The sequence below is a fragment of the Rhodococcus parequi genome, assembly GCF_046042785.1.
In the GTDB taxonomy this organism is placed as follows: Bacteria; Actinomycetota; Actinomycetes; order Mycobacteriales; family Mycobacteriaceae; genus Prescottella; species Prescottella parequi.
Genome location: NZ_JBDLNV010000003.1, coordinates 475843 through 500609 on the forward strand (window position 1 = coordinate 475843; position 24767 = coordinate 500609).

A 24767-nucleotide genomic window follows, 5' to 3' on the forward strand; every position below is an offset into this window, starting at 1 on the left:
TCATTCAGAGACCCAGGGGAATCGCGGCACCGGAGATCGGGGCCGAGTCGTCCGAGAGCAGGAATGCGATCACCTTGGCGATATCGGCCGGAGCGACCCAGTTGGCTCGGTCCGAGTTCGGCATCGCCACGCGGTTGGCGGGGGTGTCGATCACACCGGGAAGCAGGGCGTTGGACCGAATGTGATCCGCCTTGTACTCGACCGCGATCGACTTGGCGAGCGCGAGGACGGCGGCCTTCGACGTGCTGTAGGCCGTGCCGCCCGGGAACGGCGCGAGCGCCGCACCCGACGACATCGACACGACGGAGCCGCCGCCGAGCGCGACGAGATGAGGAAGACCTTCGCGCAGAACCGCATACGTGGTCCGCACATTCAGATCGAGCTGGCGGTCGATGGCCTCCGCATCGGCCTCGTGGGTGCGCGGGCCCGACTCGAATCCGCCCACGAGATTGACCAGTGCCGTCAGCGGCGCGTCGGCGTCACCGGCGGCGACGGCGACGGCCGCGGAAAGCTCGGTAGGGACCGACACATTGCAGCGGACCAGTTCGAGACGGTCGTGCGCCTCCAGGCGGGAGGCCTCCGACGGCTCGATGAACGGCACCACCACGCGCCAGCCGATCGACAGCAGGTGGTTGGTGACGGCGACGCCGAGTGCGCCGGTTCCGCCGGTGACGAACGCTGTTCCAGTCATGTCGGGGTCCTCACATGTTCGGGGGTCGTGCCGGCCGAGACGCGGCAACGGCATGGCAGGGGCAGTGCACGGCCGGGCTCAGCGGTGCTCGGAGGCGACCCAGCCGTTGAAGAGGAAGTCGACGAATTCGTCGGCGAGCGTGACACCGTCCACGTCGGGGTCGCCGTCACACGTGTAGTTGGCGTTCAGCACGGAGCGGAAGGCGACGGCCGCCAATGCGACATCCATGTCGCGGAACGTGCCGTCGTCGACGCCCGCCTTGATGATCCGCTCCACAGCGTCCGCCCAACGTTGGCGCTTGACCTGCACCTCGGCGAGCTGGGCTCCGTTGAGCCGCATCCACTCCCGCTCGAACACCTTCGCGGCGTCCGGGTTGGCCATGGACCAGCGCAGGTGGATGCGGGCGAGCATGCGGAGCTTGTCGATGGCTCCGACGTCGGACGCCTCGACCAGCTGCAACGCAGCCTCGCCGCTCTCCGCGATCTCGCCGACGATCTGGTAGAGCAGGTCTTCCTTGCTCTTGATGTGGACGTACAGGCTGCCGGCGTGCACGCCGACGAGGGAACCGATGTCCCGCATCGATGTGCCGTTGTAGCCGCTCTCGGCGAACTGACGCACCGCGGCCTCACGAATCCTGGTCAGGAAGGCGGTCTTGGCGTCGCTGGGGCGATCGCTCGCCGACTCCTGATCGAGCTTCGACGGCATGTGCACGGCCCTTCTGCGACAGTGAGCGCGAATGGTCGCGCTCGGTTCCGAGGATTCCCCATCATGTCAGGTGGAGCCGGGGGCTGCAACAAGCGTTTGCTGTACCCCGTGTCGGGTCCCGGTCAGCGGATCGCGTCCACGAGCCCCCAGCCCAACGCGGTGTGTGCATCCAACCGGGCGCCCGTCACGAACAGGTGCATTGCCCGCCACCGTCCGATCCGTCGCGGAATGCTCGCCGTACCACCCGCTCCCGGGATCAGTCCCATCTCGGCCTCGGGCAGGCGGAACCACGCGTCCGCGCTCGCCACGATACGGCCCGCGAACGCCGGAATCTCGATTCCGCCGCCGACGCAGGCCCCGTGGACGCGTACCTCGATCCGCTCGGACAGTTCGTGGACGAGCAGGCCCGCACCCGCGCGGGTGCGGATCAGGTGCGCCAGTGTGAGATCGGGCGTCGTGCCGAACTCGTCGAGGTCGCCGCCCGCGCAGAACGACGGCCCGGCGCCGTCGAGCACGACGTGGGTGATCGACGGATCCGATGTGGCGACCGTCAGTGCGGTCGTGAGTGCGTCACGCAGGCGCGCGCCGTACGCGTTCCGTCGTTCGGGTCGGTTGAGCGTGATCCGCAGTTCGTCGCCGTCGCGGGCCACGAGCACGGGGTCGTACTCCGGTGGTGGAGGCAGCGGTCGCGCTCCGCGATGTTCGAGCCAGCGGGCGAACTCCGGTCCGCCGAGCAGCGTCGAGTACGCCAGCGATTCGATGTCCACGGCCGCGCGGGTATCGACGCCACCGCCGCCCCGAAGGACCTGGCGCAGGACGACCGAGGCCTGCGGGTTGGCGGCGATGCACGACGCGAAATCCTCGACGGCGCGGCCGAGGTCGGCGACCGCGACGGCAGACCGGACCGCGTCCCGGTCGGATTCGGTGTACGTGACGTCCAGTTCGTCCGCCAGAGCCCGCGAGGCGGCCGAGGGGTGGCCGGTGATGCCGAGGAGGATCCGATCGGCCTCGCGCGCCCGCCGGGCCGCGGCCGCGACCACTGCCGGGTCGTCGACCCCGTCCGAGTCGGGAGTCAGATCGACGACGATCAGCGGTGTGTCGATCTCGCCGGTGTCGCCGAGTAGCGGTGCATCGGCGGCGCCGCAGGCGAGCTCGCGGGCGGTGATGCGAGGAGGGTGGAAAGGCATTCGGTCCTCGTAGATCGAAAAGCTTTGTGCAAGTGTAGGTGCGTGGAGTGTAGAACGAGGTTCTCGATGACGGTGCCCCGGCGGTCGTCGCCGCAGGTGGACCGGGTCCGGGACTGGGCGGAGAGCGGGGTGGTGGCGCTGACCGGTCCACCGGACGGCTCGCCGGTCGTGCCACCCGGTCGGGCAGCGTCGTACGCCCGGGAACTCTCCGACTGGATCGGCGCGGCGACGGCCGGCACCGCGCACCCCGTCCGTGTCGACGGTGCCCGGTTGCTCTCCGAGCGCGCCGCGTACACGGGAGGCACTCGCGGCGGGAGCATCTCGGTGGGACGGCACTGCCGGCTACTGCCGACCGCGGACGGGTGGGCGGCGGTCTCGTGCGCGCGACCCGACGACGCCGGGTTGCTCGGCGCGCTCGTCGGTCGAGACGTCGGCGACGACCCGTGGCCCGCGGTTGCGTCGTGGCTGCGTGAGCATTCGGGCGCGGAGCTCGCACAGGGTGCCGACATGCTCGGTATCGCCGGAGGTCCGGTGGTGCGCCGCGCGCCCGCACCGGCCCCGATCGAGGGTCGCCCCCGACCGGTGGAAGGCCTGGTGGTCGTCGACTTCAGCGCGCTGTGGGCGGGGCCGCTGTGTTCGCATCTGCTCGGCGCGGCCGGGGCTCGGGTGATCAAGGTCGAGACACCGAATCGCCCGGACGGCGCGCGGTTCGGGAATCGTGGGTTCTACGATCTGCTGCACTCCGGTCACGAGTCGGTGGTTCTCGACCCGGACACCGATTCCGGGCGACGAGCCATGGCGGGCCTCGTTGCCGCGGCAGACATCGTCGTCGAGGCATCACGCCCTCGCGCACTGGAGCGGTTCGGGCTCGACGCGAGGACCGCCTGCGCCGCCGGGACCACGTGGGTGTCGATCACCGCGCGTGGGCGGGATTCGCCGGCAGTCGGATTCGGCGACGACGTCGCAGCGTCGAGCGGGCTGGTCGCGGCCGACGAAGCCGGCTGTCCGATGTTCGTCGGTGACGCCATCGCCGATCCGCTCACCGGGCTCACCGCTGCCGTCCGCGCGATGAGTGCGCCGCCGGCGGGCCCCGGTCACCTGTGGGAAATCTCGATGTCCGAGGTGGTGGCGACGACGCTCGTCGACATCGATTCGCCCTCACCCCGGGTACGCCGGCGCGGTGACAGCTGGGTGGTCGACGTCGAATCCGGTGAGGTGGAGATCGCCCCACCGCACCGACGGACCGGGTCGTTCGCCCCCGCTCCCGCTTCCGGGCGCGACACCGGCCGGGTGCTGCGCGAACTGGGAGTTCCTGCATGACGGGCGACTGCGTCGTCCGGAACGCGGAGGTGGACGGCCGGCCGGGTGTCGACGTCAGGGTAGTCGGGGGCCGGGTGGCCCAGGTGGGGCCGAATCTGCCGCGCGGCCCGGGGAACTCGATCGATGCGCGCGGCGGGGCGGTGCTGCCGGGACTCGTCGACCACCACCTGCATCTGCATGCGATGGCCGCGTCCCGGGCGTCGGTGCGGTGCGGTCCGCCGGACGTGTGCGGGCCGGAGGGGCTGGAACGAGCACTGGCCGAGGCGGTCTCGGAGCACGGCTGGGTTCGCGGCGTCGGCTATGTCGAGACCGTCGCCGGGGAACTGGACGCGGCGGGGCTGGACCGTCTCCACTCCCGCCGGCCGGTGCGGATCCAACACCGCAGCGGCGCGATGTGGATTCTCAACAGTGCGGCGATCCGCGCAGCGGGTCTGGACTCGGCCGTGCACCCCGGTGTCGAGCGCGACAGCAACGGCCGACCCACCGGGCGCGTCGTTCGTGCCGACGACCTGCTCAGGGCCCTGCTCCCGGCGACCGGTCCGCCCCCACTCGACGCCGTCGGAGCCGAACTCGCCCGCCTGGGTGTCACGGCGGTCACCGATGCCACGCCGGACCTGAGCACCGGTTCACTGAAGGCGCTCGTCGACGCGACGCGATCCGGTGACCTGCCGCAGCGGTTGCAACTGTTGGGTGCGCCGCTCACCGACATCGACGTGCACGCCGACCGGGTCACCGTGGGGCCCTACAAGATCGTGCTCGCGGACTCCGAGGTGCCCGACCTCGACCGCCTGGCCGACACGATCAGGCGGGTACACGCGGGCGGACGCGCGTTCGCGGTCCACAGTGTCAGCCGGGAGTCGCTGGCGGTCTTGCTCGCCGTCCTCGCCGACGTCGGCTGCGTTCCGGGGGACCGGATCGAGCACGCGTCCGTCGTCCCCGCGGAAGCCGTGGCCGATCTGCGTCGGCACGGACTGACGGTGGTGACCCAGCCCGGCTTCGTTGCCGATCGCGGCGAGGACTACCGGGCCCGGGTCGACGCGCGCGACCACGCCGACCTGTACCGGTGCCGCACGCTCCTGGACGGCGGCGTGCCGGTGGCATTGTCGAGTGACGCCCCCTACGGCCCACTCGATCCGTGGGTGGTGATTCGTGCCGCCGCCACCCGCACGACCGAATCGGGTGCGGTGTTCGGCGAGGGCGAGCGGATCGACGCAGCGGCGGCGCTCGCCGCCTGTCTGGCTCCGCCGGATCGGCCCGGAGGCCCGCCCCGGCGGGTCCGGCCTGGTGTCGTGGCCGACCTGGTGATTCTCGATGTACCGCTGCGCGTGATGCTCGATGCCCCCGATTCTGCTGCTGTCGGAACGGTTCTCATCGACGGCCGTGTGGTGTACGCGAGATGAGGGAGAGGTGTATGCGCTTGTTCGCGGTGTTTGACGTGGCTCACATCGGGCTGCCATAGTTGCTTGCAACAAACGTTTGCTCGGACTCTGGACCGGGCTGATCCACGCGGGCAACGACGTCGTCACCGTGTGCCCGCGAGCATCGATCTCGAATTGAACCTCAAGGAGTCAATCTCATGCAGTTGCGTGTCGGAGCAAGATTGCGAAGCACCACGTCGGTCGCCGAACTGATCGTGATCCGGGTCCCCGGACAGGACGTCGACGTCCGTTGCGACGGCGCACCGATGGTCGCACCGGAGCAGGCCGCAGATCCGGTGGGGGACACGAGCGGAGACCTCCAGCTCGGTAAGCGATACTGCAACGCCGACGGCACCGTCGAACTGCTGTGCACCAAGCCCGGAACCGGCGTGCTCACGGTCGACGGCGAGACGTTGGGTGTCAAGGCGCCCAAGGCGATGCCCGCCTCGGACTGAGGGAATCGATGAACATTCTGACACTTCTCGAGATCGCCGCCGGCGCGGACGGTGACCGAATCGCCATCGGTGACAAGCACGACGGTCTCACCTACGGTCGCCTGCTCGAGCTGGCACGCTGTTTCGCGGCCGACCGATCCGGCGCTGACGTGCACACCGTGCTGTACGGATCGACGGCGTCGCCGGCCTTCCCGATCGCACTGTTCGGTGCCGCCTGGGCCGGAATTCCCTTCGCGCCGGTCAGTTATCGGCTGGCCGACGAGCCGCTAAGCGGGCTCGTGGCGGGCCGGGCGCCGGCCCTTCTGGTCGCGGACGGCACCGTCGCCCGGATCGGTGGCCGAGTGGACGGCATCGAGACCGTGGAACCGGACGTGCTGGTCGAGAGTCTCGGCGCTGCGGTCGCGGCCGAGATCCCGCCGGCCGACCAGGACCCCGAGAGCCCGGCGGTCCTCCTGCACACCAGCGGAACCACCGGGACGCCCAAGGTCGCCATCCTGCGTCACCGACACCTGGTGTCGTACGTCCTCGGCGGCACCGAACTGTTCAGCGCGGGGCCCGACGAAGCCGCTCTCGTCAGCGTTCCGCCGTACCACATCGCCGGTGTCGCCGGCCTGCTCACGGGTCTCTACAGCGGCCGCCGGATCGTGCAGATGCCGAACTTCGACGAGCGCGAATGGGTGCGCCTCGTGCGCGAGCAGGAGATCACCCATGCGATGGTCGTGCCGACGATGCTCGCCCGCATCGTGGATGTGCTCGCCGAGGACGGGAACGGTCTGCCGTCGCTGCGCCATCTGTCCTACGGCGGCGGCCGCATGCCGCTTCCCGTCATCGAGCGCGCGCTCGAGCTGCTGCCGGAGGTCGACTTCGTCAACGGCTACGGGCTGACCGAAACATCCTCGTCCGTAGCGGTTCTCGGTCCCGCCGAGCATCGTGCCGCGATCTCGTCGCCGGATCCGGTCGTCCGGCGGCGTCTGGGGTCGGTCGGTCTTCCGGTTCCCGACGTCGAGATCGTGGTGCGCGACGACGACGGCCGTGACGTTCCGGCCGGTGGACGGGGCGAGCTGTGGGTGCGCGGCGCACAGGTGTCGGGGGAGTACTCCGGCGCCTCGCTGCTCGACGCCGACGGCTGGTTCCGGACCCGTGACGGCGGCTGGATCGACGACGGGGGATACGTCTACGTGGAGGGGCGCCTCGACGACGTCATCGTCCGCGGCGGCGAGAACCTGTCGCCGGGTGAGATCGAGGACGTGATCGGCGAGCATCCGTCGGTCGAGGACGTCGTCGTCTACGGCGTTCCGGACGACCAGTGGGGCGAGGTGGTCGTGGCGGCCGTCGTGGCGCGTCCGGACGGTGCGCTCACGGCCGACGAGATTCGCGACTGGGTGGGAGCCAGACTGCGATCGTCCCGGGTGCCGGCATTCGTCGAGTTCCGAGTGGACGTGCCGCGCAACGACCTGGGCAAGGTGCTGCGTCGCGTCCTGCGCGACGAGTTCGTGCCCATCACCGCCTGATCGAGATCGAGAGGAGCCAGAGTGCAACAGCAGAACGCACGTCAATCGTTGCTCGCCGATTTCCGGGTGGTCGACTTCACGACGGGGATCGCAGGGCCGTACTGCACCAAGATGCTCGTGGACGCCGGGGCGGACGTCGTCAAGATCGAGGCCGGACCGGACGGCGACCCACTCCGGCGTCGGGATGAAGGTGACGCTTCCGGATCGTCCGACGCCGCCCTCTTCCGGTACCTCGCAGCCGGCAAGCGATCGGTCCGGGGGACACTGCGCGACAGGCATGTCCGCGATTTCGTCGCGGGTGCGGATCTCGTGGTCGAATCCGGCGAGCTGACGGTCGCGGACATCGAGGAGGTCCGCGCGACCGTGCCCGGTGTGGACGTTTTGTCGATCACTCCGTTCGGGCGCACCGGTCCGTGGGCCGAGCTACCCGCCACCGATTTCACGCTCCAGGCCCTCGCGGGTTCGATGGCGATCCGTGGCCCCGAGGGTCGGGAACCGCTGCAGGCCGGCGGTCGACTCGGCGAGTGGATCGCCGGATCGTTCGCTGCCGCGACGGCGCTCGGCCTGCGTGTCGGTTCCCGGAGCCGTGGCCGTGGTGGCGAATGGGCCGACCTGTCGATGCTCGAATCGATGTGCACCGCAATGGCTCTCTATCACCCGGTGACGGCGACGCTGTCCGGCGCGCCGGGCCGCCGCACAGCGCGGACGGTGGAGATCCCGTCGATCGAGCACTGCCTGGACGGCTACGTCGGTTTCTGCACCATCACCGCCCAGATGTTCCAGGACTTCCTGATCATGATCGACCGGGCCGAGTTGCTGGCCGACGAGTCGATCGTCGACGTGCGGCGACGGCAGGGGCGCTACGCGGAGTTCCAGGCGATGATCGAAGCGTGGACGTCGGCCATGCCGGTCGATGCCATCGAGGAGATCGCCAGCGCGATGCGGATTCCGGTATCGCCGATCGGAACCCCGGAAACGGTCACCGAGAATCCGCACTTCGTCGAACGCGGGGTTTTCGTGGAGAACCCGGCAGGCTTCGTCCAACCGCGGCGGCCGTATCTCGTCGACTCGGTCCTGCCCGGCTCGATCGGCCCCGCGCCCCGGCTCGGAGAGCACGACGGCGCGCTGCCGTGGGCACCACGCGTGCAGCCGGACCGGCCACTCGACGAATCGGACGCCGCGCCCCTCGCCGGTGTCCGGGTCCTGGACCTCACCGCGTTCTGGGCGGGTCCTGCCGCGACGCAGGTGCTCGCCGGGATGGGCGCCGAGGTGATCAAGGTCGAGTCCGTGCAGCGACCCGACGGCATGCGTTTCACGTCGACCCGATCGCCCGGCGAGCCGGCGTGGTGGGAGGCCGGCGGCGTCTACCAGGGCGCCAACGCCGGCAAACTCGGTGTGACACTCGATCTGAGCCGCCCCGAGGGGGTCGACGTCCTGCTGGAGATGGTCCGGCACGCCGACGTCGTGATCGAGAACTTCTCTCCCCGAGTCCTCGACAACTTCGGGCTGACGTGGGACCGCATCCACCAGACGAACCCTGCCGCCGTGTTCGTGCGGATGCCGGCTTTCGGGTTGTCCGGCCCGTGGCGGGACCGCACCGGATTCGCGCAGACGATGGAGCAGGCGACGGGCCTGTCGTGGATGACGGGGTACCGCGACGGCAGTCCGATGGTCCTCAAGGGACCGTGTGACCCCGTGGCGGGATTGCACGCGGCCGTCGCGACGCTGTCGGCCCTCGAGTACGCCCGAGCGGAGGGCCGGGGGTGCTTTGTCGAGGTGCCCATGGTGGAGAGCGCGTTGAACGTCGCCGCCGAGATGGTCATCGAGTACAGCGCCTACGGGAACTCGCTGTCCCGCGACGGCAATCGCGGTCCGGTCGCCGCGCCTCAGGGCATGTATCGGTGCGCGGGCGGGGCGGACGACTGGCTTGCGCTCGCGGTCACCGAGGACGCCCACTGGGCGGCGCTCGCCGCGGTCCTGGGTCTGCCGGACACCGTGCTCGAACCCGATTTCGCCACCGCGGGCGGGCGTCGCCGGCATCACGATCGGCTCGACGAACTGCTCACCGAGTTCTGCGCGGAGCGCGACGCCGAGGAACTCGTCGGCGAACTCTCGGCCCGGGGCGTACCGGCCGCACGAGTGGTCGATCCGAGCCGGATCCTCGACAACCCGCAGGTTCGGTCCCGCGGTTTCGCGGAGAAGGTCGATCACCCGGTCTTCGGGCCGCTCGAGATCCCCGGGCTCCCGGTCGTGTTCGCAACGCGTCCGGGTCAGGCGTTCACGACGGCGGCCCCGACGTTGGGCCAGCACAACGACGAGGTGCTGACCGCGCTGGCCGGTCTGGACGCGTCCCGCCTCGGAGATCTTCACGACAGCAATGTGATCGGCGAACGCCCCCTTCATCTTTGATTCCGACAGGAGTACTCGATGTGAGTGCACATCCCTTCCGCGACGTCGCGATCGTCGCCGCCTACAACACCGAGCAGGCTCGGGTGTTGGAGGGCCACAACAGTTTCACCATCAGCCTCGAGGCTGCCCGCGGCGTCATCGCCGAATCGGGTATCGACCCGACCACGATCGACGGCGTGTACAGCAAGACCGCGCCGCAGCTCATCTACTCGCTGGGTCTGGGCCCGGTGTGGAACGCGAACAACCCGGGCGGCATCACCGGTGTGCTGCACGCGGCGAGTGTCGTGGCTGCCGGACTGTGCGAGACGGTTCTGGTGGCCGACGGCGAAGCCGGCCGGTACACCGAACGCGAGTCCACCGCACCGTGGACGCGGCCGTCCAACGAGTTCGTCGCGCCGTTCGGTCTCTACACCGCCTCGGAATTCGCGCTCATCGCGCGTCGGCACATGCACCAGCACGGCACCACGTCCGAGCAGATGGCGTCGGTGGCCGCCCGGATCCGGAACAACGGCACCGTCAACCCCGACGCGATCTACTACGGCCGCGGTCCGTTCACCGTCGACGACATCCTGACGTCGCGCATGATCGCCGATCCGTTCCACCTGCTCGACTGCGCCATGACCTCCGAGGGCGGCTGCGCGCTCATCGTCACCACCGCTGAGCGTGCGAAGGACCTGCCCGGCAAGCCCGTCTACGTCCTCGGCGGCGGCCTGGACCACATGGGTCCGTCCTATCAGCACGCCCCCAGCTGGGACCTCGGGAGCCGATCGTCGGACATCCCGAACGGGTACGTCGGGCGCCGCGCGGCCCGCAAGACGTTCGCGATGGCCGGGCTGGCCCCGTCCGATGTCGACGTGGCCGAGCTGTACGACCCGTTCTCGTTCGAGATCATCCGCCAGTTCGAGGCTTTCGGCTTCTGCGCCGACGGCGAGGGCGGCGAGTGGGTCGTCGAGAACGTCACCGGAGACGATCCGCGGCTGCCGATGACCACGGACGGCGGTCTGATGTCCTACAGCCACGGCGGCGGCATCGTGCAGCTCACCCAGCGCATCGCCCGGTCCGTGCACCAGCTCCAGGGCGTGTGCAAGACCAACCAGGTCGACGACGCCGAGGTGGTGCTGTGCAGCAACGGTGGTGCGGGCGCCTTCTTCACCGATGTACTGCTACTGGGAAGTGAGCGACCATGAGCGAGAACGCCATCGCAACCGTGCTGGCCCCGCAGCGGGCGGGGATCCCGCTGCCCGAGCCGACCGTGCTCTCGCAGCCGTTCTGGGACGGGTGCGCCCTGGGGGAGTTGCGGTACCAGCGCTGCACCGCATGCGGCCGCGCCGAATTCGATCCGAACCGCCTGTGCCGCGGCTGCGGCAGCGACGCTCTGGCGTGGCAGGTCGGGGACGGACGGGGCACCGTCTACAGCTACACGGAGGTGACCAGGCCGCAGACGCCGGCGTTCACCAGTCCCTACGTGGTAGTCATCGTCGAACTCGACGAGGGCTACCACATGGTGTCGAACATCGTCGGCTGCGCACCCGCCGACGTCCGGATCGGGATGTCCGTCGCGGTCGAGTTCCACGAGGTCGAGCACGGCGTGGTGCTGCCGTACTTCGCGCCGACCGTCGATGAGGTGAAGTGATGATCGGCAACGGCATTCCGCACGTCGCCGTCGTCACGGGCGCCAGCCGCGGCATCGGCCGGGCCATCGCGCGACGGTTCGCCGCCGACGGCATCCACGTTCTCGCAGTGTCGCGGTCGATGCGGGCCGGCGACGGCCGTCTGCAGGGCTCGCTCGAGGAGACCGTCGATCGGATTCGCGCCGACGGCGGCACCGCGGATGCCCTGGTGTTCGACCTCGGCGACCCGACCGCCGACCGCGCCTCCGTGATCGCGCACGCCGAGTCCGTATTCGGCGCGCCGGTCGACATCCTCGTCAACAACGCCGCGGCCACTCGGCACTTCGGCCAGTTGTACGGAGAAATGACCCGGGAGTCCTTCTACGACTCGGTGGAGACGAACGTGTGGGCCGGTTGGGATCTGGCGACCGCGGCCGTGCCGGGCATGCGGCAGCGGGGGGCCGGGTGGATCCTGAGTATCTCCTCGACCCAGGCGGGGCCGCGCAAGGGCCCGCCGTTCGCCCCGAACTCGACGTTCGGCGCCTGCCTGTACGGCGGCACCAAGGCCATGATCGACCGGATCACGACGGGCGCCGCGATGGACCTGTACGACGACAACATCGCGGTCAACACGCTGGCTCCGGAATACTCGATCGCGACCGAGAACGCGCTCACCGTGCCGGGTGTCACGACGGGCAACTCCGAACCGGAGGAGACCATCGCGGAGGCCGCGTTGGCGCTGTGCACCGGGGATCCGAAGGTGTTGACCGGCAAGATCACTCGCAACCTCGGCCTGTTGGTGGAACTGGAACGTCCGGTCCGCACACTGGACGGCACGGCCCTCGTCCCCGGGTGGCAGCCCGGTGACATCGATGCGACGCGGATCCGACCAGGCTATCTCTCCGCCGTCATCTGACGCTCCGCCGCGGTTCCGCGGACACCGCCCACTTCTCTTGCAACAATCGTTTGTTACAGACTTCTACAGGAGGCACGTCAATGCCACTCCAGCCTTGGATGAAGCTCGTCTCGGTCGACGACCACCTCATCGAGCACCCCACCGTGTGGGCCGACCGTCTGCCGACCAAGTTCCTCGACGCCGGCCCGCGCATCGTCGAGGAGCCGTCGCCGTCGGGTGGCGCGCCCATGCAGGTATGGAACTACCAGGGCAAGCGCTTCCCGGCGATCGGCCTCAACGCGGTCGCGGGCAAGAATCCCGAGGACTTCGGGATGGAGCCCGTCCGCTACTCGGACATGATCCCGGGCTGCTACGACCCCAAGGCGCGCCTGGCCGACATGGACCTCGACGGCGTCTGGGCGCAGACCTGCTTCCCGTCCTTCCCGCGCTTCGCGGGGGCTCTCTTCACCGTCGAGAGCACCGACATGGAGCTGGCGCTGCTGAGCGTCAAGGCCTACAACGACTACGTCCTCGACGAGTGGTGCGCGGCCGCGCCCGACCGTTTCGTTCCGGTGATCATCCTGCCGCTGTGGGACATCGCCGAGTGCGTCAGCGAGATCCACCGCACCGCCGCGAAGGGAGCCAAGGGCATCACCTTCCCGGAGGATCCGGTTCCGCTCGGGCTGCCGTCGTACTACACCGACCACTGGGATCCGGTCTTCGCTGCCGCGCAGGAGACGAGCATGCCGCTGTGCATGCACTTCGGCTCCTCCGGTCGTCCGCCGGCTACCGCGGAGGAGGCCCCGTACGCGGTCACCATCTCGCTGTACGCGACCAACATGATGTCGTCCACCTCGCACCTGCTGTTCTCGCCGGTGTTCCACAAGTTCCCGAACCTCAAGGTGGCGCTGTCCGAGGGCAACATCGGCTGGGTGCCCTACATGCTCGAGCGCATCGACGCCGTGTGGGAGCGTCACCGGCACTACCAGAACGTGGTGCAGGACGTGGTGCCGTCGACCTTGTGGTTCCGGAACATGTACGGCTGCTTCATCGACGACGACTTCGGTCTGAAGAACCGGCACGTGGTCGGCATCGACAACATCACGTGGGAGTGCGACTACCCGCATTCGGATTCGTACTGGCCCAACAGCCGCAAGCACGCCGAGTTCCGGTTCCAGGACGTGCCGGACGACGAGGTCGTCAAGATCGTCGAGACCAATGCCCGCCGGCTGTTCAACTTCTACGACGACGGGGCGAAGGCATGATCTCGCCCGATCCGTTCGGCTGGCAACAGCCGCCGATCACCCCGATGACGGCCGAGGATCGGATCGAGGCGGACGACTGGGTCGAGCAGGATCTGCTCACCCGGGACCTCGCGGCCGAACGGCTCGACGCGGTCGTCACACAGGCCACAGCGGAGCTGGCGTATCTGGAGGAGTCCGGAGCGTCGGCCCAGGCGATCGATCTGGTCCGCCGTCGCATCGCGGCTGCCGAGGCGTCCCGCGCATTCGTGGAGGAGGGCTGATCATGGCGTCCGAGGCAACCGCACTGGTACAGACGGGCCCGCGGCAGGTGCGGTTCGAGCAGTTCCCGCTTCCGGTCCTCGAGCCCGGCGCGGCGCTGCTGCGGGTGGAGGCGAACGGACTGTGCGCCAGCGACATCGACTCGTGGGAGGTGAAGCACTCGGCCTACGAACCCGGAGTGTCGCCGTTCCCGCGGATCAACGGTCACGAGATCGTCGGCATCATCGAGGACGTCGGCGGCGGTGCACGTGCGGACGGCGTCCGGGTGGGGGACCGGGTGGCGGTCAACCCGTTCCTCGGCTGCGGCCGGTGCGACGCCTGCCGGGAGGGCGCGACCATTCGATGCGTCGGGTGGCCGTTCCGCCCGAACGCGTACGGGTACATCCCCACCCGGCATGCGCCCTCGCTGTGGGGCGGCTATTCGACGCACGTCTACATCCACCCGAATGCGATCCTGCACCCGTTCCCGGAGAGCACAGACCCGCTCGATGCCACGTTGTGGAATCCGTTGGCGGCAGCGATCGACTGGGCGGTGACGACACCCGGCACGACGATCGGGACGACCATCGCGATCCTGGGTTGCGGCCAGCGTGGTTTGGCCGCCGTCGTCGCGGCGAAGGCGGCCGGCGCCGACACGATCCTCGCGACCGGATTGTCGCGGGACCGGCACAAGCTGGACCTCGCCCAGGAGTTCGGTGCCGCCGTCGTCGTCGACGTCGAGACCGAGGACCTGCGGGACGCGGCGCGCCAGGCAACCGGCGGACGCGGATTCGACGTCGTGCTCGACACGTCGCCGCACGCGACCGGCCCGTTGCTCGACGCCCTCGACATCGTCCGCACCGGTGGCACGGTGGTGTCGGCGGGACTGAAGACCCGGCCGATCGAGAACTTCCCGATCGATCTGTTGACGCTCAGGAACATCCGGTTGATCGGGTGCGGCGGGTCGAGTGTCCAGTCGTACCAACAGGCGGCGACCATCGTCGCGTCGGGCCGATTCCCGCTCAGCCGCATGCGCACTCATGTGCTCGGATTCGATCGCCTCGAGTACGGCATCGAACTACTTCGCGGCGACCGTCCCGAGGAACGGCCGATCAACATCGTGATCACGCCGACCATGAGCGGCGCCTGACCGGTCGGCTTCCGTCCCGCGCGCGAGTTCGCCTCCCGCGCGGGACGACCGTGGGTTACTCGCAGGCGATGCCGTCGTTGTCGCGATCGAGGTGCGGGGCGTATCCGGCCTGCCCGCGGTAGATCGGGGTGACCCCGGCGTTGCGTGCTTCGGTGCAGTTCTTGTATCCGGCCTGCGGACGGGGAGCCTGCGGGGCAGGCGCTGCCTGCGGAGCCGGGGCCGGAGCCGGGGCCGGGGCGGGGGCGGGGACGGAACTCGGCGCTGCGAGCGGCGGTGCCGCGACCGGAGGAAGCATCGGACCGAGCGCGTCGGCGGACCCGGTCGGGATCAGACCGACGATCTCGCGAGGCAGGAAGTCCTGGATCGTTCCGGCGCGCATGACGGGTGCCGGCGGAAGCAGAGGCTGGACAGCATCCGCGACGAACTGCGGAATCGCATTTGCGACGGCGGGCGGGAGGAAGTCGTGAACGGTCGATGCCGACGCGATTGCCGGTGCCGCGACGGAAACCGCCGCGCAGCCGACGAGTGACAGAGTGAGCGTGCGGAGACGCATGTGATCTCGATTCGACGTCGAGGCCACGGGGTACGCGACCTCGTGATGACGGGACAGGACTGTTTACCGCAGAACCTTTCAGTCGGTTTTTTCGGGGTGGCGCAGTGCGCACCCACCTCGGTGCTGTATAACTTCGGCCGTCGACCAAGAGATGCCACCGGGTCGGTGGCCGAACCCGGGGGAGCTTTCGATGAAGACATCACATGTTGCTTGCGTGCGGAGAAACAGCCGTGCGGGGGTAGCGGTCGCGCTGGGGCTCGGCGTGGCCGTCGCCGGATCGCTGGCGGCGTGCGGATCGTCTTCGGACGCGACCACGGAGGCGCGGGCAACGACTACTACCACGAGCTCCGAGCCGGCGGCATCCTTCGCGCCGCCGTCGTCGTCGAGTACGGCCCTCGTCCCGTCCACGACGCCGCCGGCCGCGTCCCCTGCGCCGGCTCCTGCCCCGACGCTCGTGCCGATGCCGAACGTGATGTGCATGAATCTCCAGGACGCGCAGAACCTCATCCAGGAGAACGGAGTCTTCTTCTCCCGCAGCGCCGATGCCTCCGGCAAGGGGCGAAATCAGGTCGTCGACTCGAACTGGATCGTGGTCGGACAGACCCCCTCCGTGGGTGCGCCGATCGGCGAGGGCGACGCCGTCCTGTCCGTCGTGAAGATCGGTGAACCCAACCCCTGCTGACCGCTTGAGCGACGCTACTGGTCGTCGAGGTCGTCGAACAGCGACGGCTGGATGGGTTCCTCGACCGGACGGGGACGCTCGGACTTGTTGTCCGGCAGTTCGTCTCGACGGGGATCCGGTGCCTCGGGGGGTGTCTCGACCGGTGCCGGTGGCGGATCGCCGACGGTGGTGGGAGGCACCGCGGCGAAGTGCAGGACGCCGCCGAAGTGTGACGCGAATTCCTCGTCGACGCCGTTGAGGAAGTCGCCGAGGTGCTCGACCATGTCCGCGAGGTGCTGCGGGACGAACGGGTCGGCGAGCATGTCGATCATCACCCGGAGTCGATCCTCGTAGAGCGCGAAGCGCAGGTACGGCCACCGGCGGTTGAGGTCGGTGACGAGTTCCGCGGCGCGGGTGCGCCCGCTGATGTCGCGTACCAGGGGCGCCCACAGCTGGATCTCGGGCGCCGCCTCGTTGGCGATCACCAGCGCGAGGGCAGCGCCGAACCGGAGCACGATGTCGCCGTCCTGATCGCGCTCGGGTTCGTGGCCGAGGATGTCGGCGACGGTCCGGGCGATCACCTCGCGTAGATGCTCGGTGTCGCGGGGACGGATGGCCAGGTACCGGTCGAGGGGAGTGGGGCGCGGCGTCGCGTCCGGAGTCTCGTCGGGCACCGGCTCGGCGTTCTCGCCGAGGTGATGCAGCCTCAGGAAGCTCGGGTGCGGGACGTCCCAGGTGTCTCGGAAGACCGCGACGACCATCGCCGCGAGCTGATCCGCCCACCGCGCCGGCTTCTCGACCAGGAGCGAAGGTTCGTCCCCGATGTCGAAGTCCTCGAACTGCAACGGCGGCTCGGCAGGCTCCGGTGCGATCCAACCCTGGGTCAGCAGCCGCGCGCGGTCGGCGCCGGACAGGCGTCGACGAGGCGGCAGCTGGAGGTCCGTCGGGATCTCGCACCGAACGACCGGGCCGTCGGAGGATGCCGTCACCCGGCACTGCACGAACGGCAGCCGTCCGTCCGCGTCATCGGTCTCCGACGTGGTCTCGAGCAACAACTGGTCGTCGACGGACGCTGCGGCGATGCGGTCGGCGAGGCGTGAACGGAAGGAACCCCAAGCGTCGTCGAGTGCGCGATCGAAGTCGTTTCCGGCAGAACTGTTCGAGAACTCGGACACAGCAATACGGTATCGCGCCCGTCGAGTGGAAATCGAAGCGGCGGTCCGAGGCCGCCCGTCCTGCCTGATCGGAGCCGAATGTCGGTTTGTCCGCGCCATCGCCTAATGTCCCGAATCGAGTTCGATACTGGGAGGTATGTAATGCGGATGGTTCGCGAGCAGAACTGCAGGAACGGTGGCAGTTCTCCTCGATCGGGTCGAGTAGGTTCGATCGCTGCGGTGGGCGCCGCCGCGATGGCGCTGGTTCTCTCGGCCGGTACCGCGACGGCGGCGGAGGCCGACGGCAGCCTGTCCGGAAGCCTGGGCAGCCTCGGTAGTGTCACCGGCAGTTCGGGCGCCGGGAGCGTCGGCGCGGGATCGTCGATCCCGGAGTCCCTGCAGGAGGACCCGGGTCCGCCGCCGGCGCTGCGCGACGACATCACGGCCGCGGCGATCGTCGGTGAGAAGTCGCTGTCGGCTCAGGCCGTCCAGCTCACGGTCGCGTCTCCGGCGCTCCGCCGCGAGGTGACGGTGCAGGTGCTGTTGCCCGCGGACCGATCCGCGCCACGGCCGACGCTGTACATGCTCGACGGAGTGAGCGCCCGCAACAACGGCAGCGGGTGGATGAGCGCGGGACTCGGTGACGCGCCGGGCTTCTTCGCCGACAAGAACGTCAATGTCGTACTGATCAACGGCGGGCGTGCCAGCCTGTACGCGGACTGGGAGCAGACCGACCCCAAGCTCGGCCTCAACCGGTGGGAGACCTACCTCACTGAGGAGCTGCCCGGTCTGATCGACGCGAAGCTGAAGACCAACGGGGTCAATGCGATTGCCGGTAACTCGATGGGCGCGCAGTCCGCCGTCATGCTCGCGCACCGCAACCCCGAGCTCTACAGCGGTGTGGCGGCGTTCAGCGGCTGCTACTCGACGAGCGACCCGCTGGGACGGCTCGTCGTGCAGACCACGGTCACCTCGCAGGGCGGAGATCCGACGAACCTGTGGTCGGATCCGGACGGCCCCGAGTGGGTGTCGCACGACTCGGTCCGCAACGCCGAACAACTGCGCGGCAAGCCGATCTACCTGTCGGTGTCGAACGGGTTGCCCGGCGAGTTCGAGGAGGGATCCGACGACGTCCGACGGCTGTACCTCGGCGGCGCGATCGAGGGGGCGACAAACGTGTGCACCCGGATCTTCCAGGCGCGTCTCGAGCAGCTCGACATCCCGGTGAAGGTCGACTACTCCGGTGCCGGCGTTCACGCCTGGGACTACTGGCGCGTCCAGTTGCCGAAGGCATGGCCGACGCTGGCGAAGGCCCTCGGCCTCTCCTGAGCCGACCCGATCAGCCGGTGACGGTCTGGACCGACAGCTGGTTCAGGCCGTCGCCTGTCTTCGAGCACCCGGTCGTCGCGTACGGGACGAAGATCGAGCCCGTGTCGTTGGGCGGGTAGACACGCAGGCCGGCGACCGGGGTGGGTGCGCACGTGTCCTCGGGGTAGTTCCGGACCTCGACCGCACGGACCATCGCGGTGGCGGTCGCGTTCGGTGCGAGTGTGACGGGTCCGGTGGTCTCTCCGGAGCGGGTCGCGGCCGCGCCCACCTGGGCGCCGTCAGCGCCACCCTGCACGTAGGAAACTCCTGGGAAGCCGTCGAGCACGCACGTGCGACCACTGACGTTGGTGAAGACGAGCGGCAGCTCGGTAGACCCGGCTGCGCCCTGCGTCTGCCCGAGGGTCAGGCGCAGCTCGCTCGCGACGCAGCCGGCCTGCTGCTGCGCGGCCGCGGTCCCCGCCGCGGTCATCGGGGTCGATGCCGCAGCGGCCTTCGTCGTGGCGGCAGCGGCGGCCGCAGTGACGGAGGTGGCGGTGCCGGCCACCGGTTCGGCGGTGCCGCTCTCGTCGCTGCCGCAGGCCGCGGTGGTGAGCACGACGGCGATGCCGACGGCCCCGAGCGAGCGGATCAGGACGGGATTTCGGGGCATCGCACGCACTCCTGGAAGTCGACGGTTCGATTCCAGTGAATATCGCACGCGGCCGCGTCCCCCGCAGATCGGCTCGCCGAACGGCCGACCGGGCGGGTCGAGATCGGACACGTGATCGTCACGCCGTGTAGCCCGCCTGTAACAGCAGCTCACCTAGCGTATACGGCGACGTATACATGGTTGGGCCGCCTGTGGTGGCCCGTGCGAGAAAGCGGCCACCGATGACGACATTCGACGCCAGCACCCCCACCGATCGCGCGCGGACGGCCCTCGTGCGCATCGCCGACAGTGCCCGCCCCGAGGTATGGATTCACGTGCGGCCCGAGTCGGACGTCCTCGCCGACGCCGCCGCGGTGGAACAGCGGCTCGCGGCGGGGGAGACGTTGCCGCTCGCCGGCACCGTCTTCGCGGTCAAGGACAACATCGACGTGGCCGGTCTGCCGACGACGGCGGCCTGTCCCGAGTTCGCCTACGTCCCCGAGGCGTCGTCGCCGGCGGTGGAACGGCTCGTCGCGGCGGGCGCGGTGCTCGTCGGCAAGACGAACCTCGACCAGTTCGCGACGGGACTCGTCGGTACCCGCAGCCCGTACGGCGTCGTCCGAGCGGCCCACCACCCGGACCGGGTGTCCGGCGGTTCGAGTTCCGGGTCCGGCGCAGCGGTGGGCCTGGGCCTGGTGGACTTCGCCCTCGGCACCGATACCGCCGGCTCGGGCCGTGTTCCGGCCGCGTTCAACGGCGTCGTCGGTATCAAGCCCACCCTCGGATTGGTGCCGACCCGGGGCGTCGTGCCGGCGTGCGCCGACTTCGACTGCGTCACCGTGCTGGCGCCGACGGTCGGCCTCGCGGGGCTCGCGATGTCGATCATGATCGGGTCCGACCCGGCCGATGCCCGTAGCCGAGCGTGGCCGGCCGACGTCGTACTCGCGGCGCCGCAGCGTGCCCGGGTCGGCGTCCCGATCGAGGCGCAACTGGGCGTGCTCTCCGAGAGTTACCGGCGCAGTTTCGCGGCCACCGTGGCTGCGGCGGAGGACGCCGGGCTCGACATCGTGCGCGTCGACATCGACCCGTTGCTCGCTGCTGCGCGCCTGCTCTACGACGGCGCGCTCGTCGCCGAGAGGTTCGACGCGGTCGGGGAGTTCGTCGTCTCCCGTCCCGATGCGGCACTCGACCCGACGGTGGCTGCCATCGTCCGAGGGTCGGCCCGGCCGTCGGCCCACGAGTTCGTCCGCGACGCCGGTGCTCTCGTTGCCGCGAAGCACTACGCCGCGGAGTTGTTCGCCGACGTGGACGTGCTGCTGCTTCCCACGACGACCGAGCATCCGCTCGTCGACGACGTGCTCGCCGATCCGGTCGAGATCAACCGGCGTCTGGGCACGTTCACCAACTTCTGCAACCTCCTCGACCTGGCGTCCGTCGCGGTGCCGGCGCCCGGCGATCCCGGCGAATCCTTCGGAGTGATGACGGTGGCGCCGGCGTTCGGCGACCAGGTCGCGCTCGACGTCGCCGCCCGGATCGTCGTCGGTGACACCGCCGTCGTCGCGCCCGGCGAGGGCATCCTGCTGGCAGTGTTCGGTGCGCACCTGCGCGGACAACCGCTGCACCACCAGTTGGAGGCGCTGGGGGCGCGCTTCGAGCGGGCCGTCGCCACCACGGACGACTACCTCATGGTGCGCCTGGATTCCGAGCCGCCCAAGCCGGGACTGGTGCGGGTGTCCGACGGTGGTGCGGGCCGGTCGCTTCCGGGCGAGTTGTACCGCATCTCGCGCGCCGGTCTCGGGTCCTTCCTGGCCGCGCTGCCGGAGCCGATGGCGCTGACGGCGATGACACTCGTCGACGGGACTCGTGCGGTGGGGTTCACCTGCACCCCCGCGGCGGCCGCGACGGGCGTGGACATCACCGAATTCGGCGGCTGGCGAGCCTTCCTCGCCGGCGTGCCCGCGTGACGCGCAGGTAACGCGGATCGGGCCTCCCGGGTGGATTCGTTAACACTGCGAACACAGCGCGGACCACACCGCGTAATCGCGTCGAACGACAGTATTCGTGAGCGGATACAGCGTCGTATACCGGCTCGCTGCAGTGCATTTCGAAAGCTCTACCCCAGGAGGCCCGCATGCCCCTTCGTCCACCCCGGTGGTTCGCCATCGTCGCCGCCGCGATAGCGGTGCTGTTCACGACGGCGTGCAGCAACATCGATTCGACCTTCGCGGCCCGGCCTGCCGGCGGCGGCGATCGAGCCGCGGTCGTCAAGATCGGGACGCTGCGGGGGCAGCCCCATCTGTTCCATCCGTTCTTCTACGAGCGGTTCGTCCCGGTGGGGACCGCGGTCGACGTGGTCGTCTTCGACAGCTCGCCGGACATCAAGAACGCGCTGGTCAGCGGTGCCATCGACTTCGGTGTCGCCGGGGTCCCCGCCTTCCTCGCCGGATCTGCTGCGGGACAGGATGTTCGACTCGTCGCGTCGGCTGCCGACGGCGGTACGGGTATCGTCGCGGCACCCGGTATCGAGTCGGTCGACGATCTGCGCGGACGGAAGGTCGGGTTCCCGCTCGGGTCGTCGCAGGAGATCCTGCTGCGGCTGACGCTCGCGCAGTTGGGACTCGACCCGGCGCGTGACGTCCAGCTGGTCAACCTTCCGTTCTCGGACATGGCCAACGCCCTCGCCACCGGCCAGATCTCGGCGTTCGCGTCCGCGGAACTCGGACCGGCGACCGCGATCGAGGCGGGCGCGCACAGTCTCGTCTCGCCGTACGACACGGCGGTGGGCCGCGTCAACATCGGTCTGGCCACCACGCAGCGGACCATCGATGCGAAACCCGAACTGGTGCAGTCGATCGTCGACACCCACGTCCGGACAGCCGAGTTCATGGACGGTGATCGCGACGCATGGCACCGGGGCGTCGTGGAGGAGTTCGGACTGAACCCCGACGTCGCGGCGACCGCGATCACGAACATCTGGCCGCGATCGGATCTGTCGGCCGACTACCGCGGCCAGGTGGCGGCGCTGGTCCGTCAGATGGTTGCGCTCGGGCAGATCCCGGTCGCACCCGACCTCGACGAGTTCGTCGACGACTCGTTCCTGAAGGAGTCCGCAGATGCCTGACGCAACCACCGTGAAGAAGAAGGCCGCCGTGCTCTACGGCCTGCCCGCGCTCGTCCTGCTCGCCGGGTTCTGGAGCCTCGGAGTCCGTTTCGGATGGACACTTCCGCTCGGCGTCCAGATGCGTTTCCTGCCACCGCCCGGCGAGGTGGCGGGCCGGATGTGGGATGTCGCGGTCGGCGGCGTCCACGACGACGCCTACAGCGGATCGCTGTGGCGCCACCTCGCCGCCAGTACCCTGCGGGTCCTCAACGGATTCCTGCTCGCGGCCGTCCTCGCGATCCCGCTGGGTGTACTGATGGGTCGGTTCGGTCCGGTGCGCCGGGCGCTCGAGACGACGGTCAACCTGGTGCGCCCCATTCCGGTCACGGCGTGGGCGCCCCTGACGCTGCTCATCATCGGCTACGGCGACCGCTCGACGATCTTCCTCATCTTCGTCGCCGCGTTCTTCCCGATCCTGCTCAACACGACGGTCGGCGTGGCACAGGTGCCGCCCCGCCTGCTCGAGGCGGCCGCGATGCTCGGCACGCCCAAGGCGAAGACGCTCTACAAGGTCGTGATTCCCAGTGCGATGCAGAGCATCACGAGTGGTCTGCGGATCGCCCTGGGTCTCTCCTGGGTCGTGCTCGTCGTCGGTGAGACCGTGGGCATCTCGACCGGTCTGGGCGCCATGATCACCCAGGCTCGCGACATGAGCCGCACCGACCTCATCATCGCGGGCATGGTCTTCATCGGACTCGCCGGCTTCGCCACCGACCGCTTCATGGGGTGGATCCTGCGGGTCGCGACCCGCGGACGTCCCGGGCTGTCCTGACCCGCAGCATGATTCCCACGACGAAAGGATCCTCACCATGTCGTACGCAGTAGCGGATGCCGGAACGAATGCTCCCGCGACGAAGGCCGCCGACATCGTCGTCCGCGATCTCGCCAAGCAGTACGGCGACGGGCCCGGTGCGGTGCAGGCGCTCGCAGGCGTCGACCTCACCATCGAATCCGGTGAGTTCGTGTGCCTGGTGGGCGCGAGCGGCTGCGGCAAGAGCACCCTGCTCCGGATGCTCGCCGGCTTCGAATCGCACAGCGGGGGAGAGCTCCTGGTGGGCGGTACCCCGGTCGCCGGGCCGGGTCCCGACCGCGGCGTCGTGTTCCAGGACTACGGGCTGTTCCCGTGGATGTCGGTGCGCGAGAACGTGGCCTACGGCCCCCGGCAGTGCGGACGCCGCCGCGCGGAGGCGAACGCCCAGGCGGACAAGTACATCCGCGCCGTGCAGCTCGAACGATTCGCCGACCAGTACCCGCACCAGCTCTCGGGCGGTATGCAGCAACGGGTGGCGATCGCGCGCGTGCTCGCGAACAACCCGGCCGTCATGCTCATGGACGAGCCGTTCGGCGCCCTCGACGCGTTGACCCGCACCACGCTGCAACACGAACTGGCACGGATCCAGCGGTCGGAGGGAACCACGGTCATCTTCGTCACGCACAGCATCGAGGAGGCGGTGTATCTGTCGGATCGGGTGGTGGTGATGACCGGCGGCGCCTCGCACGGCGTACCCGGGCACATCCGGGACGTCGTCGACATCGATCTGGGCGACGACCGCGACGTCACATCGGTGGCGTTCAATGATCTCGAACGTCGCATCGCGGCGATGGTGCACGAATCGATCCACTGACGCGAGAGGGAGGCCGAGACATGACCACCGCCGGACAATCCGCCATCGGCCTGGGGGAGAGGGTGTACCGGGAGCTGCGCGAGCAGGTGATGAGCGGCCGGCTACCCGCCCATGCGCGACTCGTCGAGGGACGCCTGTGCGAGGCGCTCGGGGTGTCGCGGACACCGCTGCGCGAGGCGCTCGTTCGGCTGCACTCAGACGGGATCGTCACGCGCCGCGACGACGGGTACTACCCCATGTTCCCCGACCTCGACAGCATCCGGGACCTGTACGAGCTACGGGTGACGCTGGAGTTGCGGGGCATCGCCCGCCATCTGGAGGAACCCGCGAACTCCGAACTCCGCTTCGACCGGCCGTTGCTCGAATCGGTTCGCCGGCGTTGGCTGGAACTGAAGGCGGACCCGCCGGAGCCGTCACCCGACATCGTCCTACTGGACCAGCAGTTCCACCTGGATCTGTCCACGGCGGCGGGCAATCCGGCGCTGACGCGCGCCCTCGCGACCGTGAACAGCCAGATCCGTCTGGTGCGGATGTACGACTACCGGACGCCGGAGCGGGTGGACGCGACGGTGACCGAGCATCTGGGGATCGTCGAGCAGATTCTGGACGGGGAGCTGGCCGGGGCGCTCGCGTCGCTGCATGCGCACGTGGGCGACTCGCTGGACGTCGTCGAACAACGGGCGGTCGGGGCCATCACCGCGCACGCGCTCCACGGTCGGCGCTGATCGCCGACGGGATCTACCCGGACAACGACCGAGCCGCCTCCACCGGCGTGACGGAAGTCACGGGTGTGGAGGCGGCTCG

General features: G+C 69.4%; 24 protein-coding genes. 18 read left to right on the forward strand and 6 right to left on the reverse strand.

Annotated features, from left to right (window positions below):
- Positions 1–4: 4 nt before the first annotated feature.
- The 3 genes from ABEU20_RS10480 to ABEU20_RS10490 all read right to left on the reverse strand — a co-directional run bounded on the left by ABEU20_RS10480 (position 5) and on the right by ABEU20_RS10490 (position 2583).
- Entirely contained in the window at positions 5–691 is a 687-nt protein-coding gene (locus ABEU20_RS10480; RefSeq protein ID WP_420164345.1) for an SDR family NAD(P)-dependent oxidoreductase, read from the reverse strand.
- Between the two features lie 78 nt (positions 692–769).
- Positions 770–1396, reverse strand: a complete 627-nt coding sequence (locus tag ABEU20_RS10485; protein ID WP_420164346.1) for a TetR/AcrR family transcriptional regulator — start codon at positions 1394–1396, stop codon at positions 770–772.
- 122 nt (positions 1397–1518) lie between these two features.
- Positions 1519–2583 carry an enoyl-CoA hydratase/isomerase family protein gene (locus tag ABEU20_RS10490; protein WP_420164347.1) on the reverse strand — a complete coding sequence of 355 codons (1065 nt, stop codon included), beginning with the start codon at positions 2581–2583 and terminating at the stop codon, positions 1519–1521.
- 66 nt (positions 2584–2649) lie between these two features.
- Between ABEU20_RS10490 and ABEU20_RS10495 the strand changes: the two genes are divergently transcribed.
- From ABEU20_RS10495 to ABEU20_RS10545, 11 genes are all read left to right on the forward strand, one after another.
- Positions 2650–3903, forward strand: coding sequence for a CoA transferase (locus tag ABEU20_RS10495; RefSeq protein WP_420164348.1), 1254 nt, complete (start codon positions 2650–2652; stop codon positions 3901–3903).
- The gene (locus ABEU20_RS10500) at positions 3900–5303 is read left to right on the forward strand and encodes an amidohydrolase family protein (RefSeq protein WP_420164349.1); all 1404 of its coding nucleotides are present in this window, start codon (positions 3900–3902) and stop codon (positions 5301–5303) included. Before ABEU20_RS10495 ends, ABEU20_RS10500 begins: the two co-directional genes overlap by 4 nt.
- A 176-nt stretch (positions 5304–5479) precedes the next feature.
- A complete protein-coding gene (locus ABEU20_RS10505; RefSeq protein ID WP_420164350.1) occupies positions 5480–5776 on the forward strand; it encodes a hypothetical protein in 297 nt (98 codons plus the stop codon).
- 8 nt (positions 5777–5784) lie between these two features.
- The gene (locus ABEU20_RS10510) at positions 5785–7287 is read left to right on the forward strand and encodes a class I adenylate-forming enzyme family protein (RefSeq protein ID WP_420164351.1); all 1503 of its coding nucleotides are present in this window, start codon (positions 5785–5787) and stop codon (positions 7285–7287) included.
- A gap of 21 nt (positions 7288–7308) precedes the next feature.
- Complete coding sequence (locus ABEU20_RS10515; RefSeq protein ID WP_420164352.1) at positions 7309–9696, forward strand: CaiB/BaiF CoA-transferase family protein; 2388 nt, start codon at positions 7309–7311, stop codon at positions 9694–9696.
- 20 nt (positions 9697–9716) lie between these two features.
- The gene (locus tag ABEU20_RS10520) at positions 9717–10883 is read left to right on the forward strand and encodes a thiolase family protein (protein ID WP_420164353.1); all 1167 of its coding nucleotides are present in this window, start codon (positions 9717–9719) and stop codon (positions 10881–10883) included.
- On the forward strand, positions 10880–11329 hold the full coding sequence (locus ABEU20_RS10525) for a Zn-ribbon domain-containing OB-fold protein (RefSeq protein ID WP_420164354.1): 450 nt from the start codon (positions 10880–10882) through the stop codon (positions 11327–11329). Before ABEU20_RS10520 ends, ABEU20_RS10525 begins: the two co-directional genes overlap by 4 nt.
- Complete coding sequence (locus ABEU20_RS10530) at positions 11329–12222, forward strand: SDR family NAD(P)-dependent oxidoreductase (RefSeq protein WP_420164355.1); 894 nt, start codon at positions 11329–11331, stop codon at positions 12220–12222. The genes ABEU20_RS10525 and ABEU20_RS10530 overlap by 1 nt, the downstream gene beginning before the upstream one ends.
- Positions 12223–12302: 80 nt before the next feature.
- Entirely contained in the window at positions 12303–13466 is a 1164-nt protein-coding gene (locus ABEU20_RS10535) for an amidohydrolase family protein (RefSeq protein WP_420164356.1), read from the forward strand.
- Positions 13463–13726: a hypothetical protein gene (locus tag ABEU20_RS10540; protein ID WP_420164357.1), complete on the forward strand. Its 264-nt coding sequence runs from the start codon at positions 13463–13465 to the stop codon at positions 13724–13726. The genes ABEU20_RS10535 and ABEU20_RS10540 overlap by 4 nt, the downstream gene beginning before the upstream one ends.
- 2 nt (positions 13727–13728) lie before the next feature.
- On the forward strand, positions 13729–14853 hold the full coding sequence (locus ABEU20_RS10545) for a zinc-dependent alcohol dehydrogenase (protein ID WP_420164358.1): 1125 nt from the start codon (positions 13729–13731) through the stop codon (positions 14851–14853).
- Between the two features lie 55 nt (positions 14854–14908).
- On the opposite strand, the gene ABEU20_RS10550 is transcribed toward ABEU20_RS10545, so the two are convergent.
- A complete protein-coding gene (locus ABEU20_RS10550) occupies positions 14909–15406 on the reverse strand; it encodes an excalibur calcium-binding domain-containing protein (protein WP_420164359.1) in 498 nt (165 codons plus the stop codon).
- 214 nt (positions 15407–15620) lie between these two features.
- On the opposite strand from ABEU20_RS10550, the gene ABEU20_RS10555 reads away from it, so the two are divergent.
- Positions 15621–16088: a hypothetical protein gene (locus ABEU20_RS10555; RefSeq protein ID WP_420164360.1), complete on the forward strand. Its 468-nt coding sequence runs from the start codon at positions 15621–15623 to the stop codon at positions 16086–16088.
- 14 nt (positions 16089–16102) lie between these two features.
- On the opposite strand, the gene ABEU20_RS10560 is transcribed toward ABEU20_RS10555, so the two are convergent.
- A complete protein-coding gene (locus ABEU20_RS10560) occupies positions 16103–17242 on the reverse strand; it encodes a T3SS (YopN, CesT) and YbjN peptide-binding chaperone 1 (protein ID WP_420164361.1) in 1140 nt (379 codons plus the stop codon).
- A gap of 210 nt (positions 17243–17452) precedes the next feature.
- Between ABEU20_RS10560 and ABEU20_RS10565 the strand changes: the two genes are divergently transcribed.
- Complete coding sequence (locus ABEU20_RS10565; RefSeq protein WP_420164576.1) at positions 17453–18550, forward strand: alpha/beta hydrolase; 1098 nt, start codon at positions 17453–17455, stop codon at positions 18548–18550.
- A 10-nt stretch (positions 18551–18560) separates the two neighbouring features.
- Here ABEU20_RS10565 and ABEU20_RS10570 read toward each other — a convergent pair whose 3' ends face one another.
- Positions 18561–19199 carry a DUF4232 domain-containing protein gene (locus ABEU20_RS10570; protein WP_420164362.1) on the reverse strand — a complete coding sequence of 213 codons (639 nt, stop codon included), beginning with the start codon at positions 19197–19199 and terminating at the stop codon, positions 18561–18563.
- 221 nt (positions 19200–19420) lie between these two features.
- Here ABEU20_RS10570 and atzF point away from each other — a divergent pair, with 221 nt between their 5' ends.
- The 5 genes from atzF to ABEU20_RS10595 all read left to right on the forward strand — a co-directional run bounded on the left by atzF (position 19421) and on the right by ABEU20_RS10595 (position 24688).
- Positions 19421–21142, forward strand: a complete 1722-nt coding sequence (gene atzF / locus ABEU20_RS10575; RefSeq protein WP_420164363.1) for an allophanate hydrolase — start codon at positions 19421–19423, stop codon at positions 21140–21142.
- A 167-nt stretch (positions 21143–21309) separates the two neighbouring features.
- Positions 21310–22299, forward strand: coding sequence for an ABC transporter substrate-binding protein (locus tag ABEU20_RS10580; RefSeq protein WP_420164364.1), 990 nt, complete (start codon positions 21310–21312; stop codon positions 22297–22299).
- Positions 22292–23110 carry an ABC transporter permease gene (locus ABEU20_RS10585; RefSeq protein WP_420164365.1) on the forward strand — a complete coding sequence of 273 codons (819 nt, stop codon included), beginning with the start codon at positions 22292–22294 and terminating at the stop codon, positions 23108–23110. The genes ABEU20_RS10580 and ABEU20_RS10585 overlap by 8 nt, the downstream gene beginning before the upstream one ends.
- A gap of 37 nt (positions 23111–23147) precedes the next feature.
- Positions 23148–23963 (forward strand): ABC transporter ATP-binding protein, encoded by an 816-nt coding sequence (locus ABEU20_RS10590; protein WP_420164366.1) that lies wholly within the window; start codon positions 23148–23150, stop codon positions 23961–23963.
- Between the two features lie 20 nt (positions 23964–23983).
- Positions 23984–24688: a GntR family transcriptional regulator gene (locus tag ABEU20_RS10595; protein WP_420164367.1), complete on the forward strand. Its 705-nt coding sequence runs from the start codon at positions 23984–23986 to the stop codon at positions 24686–24688.
- Positions 24689–24767: the final 79 nt, after the last annotated feature.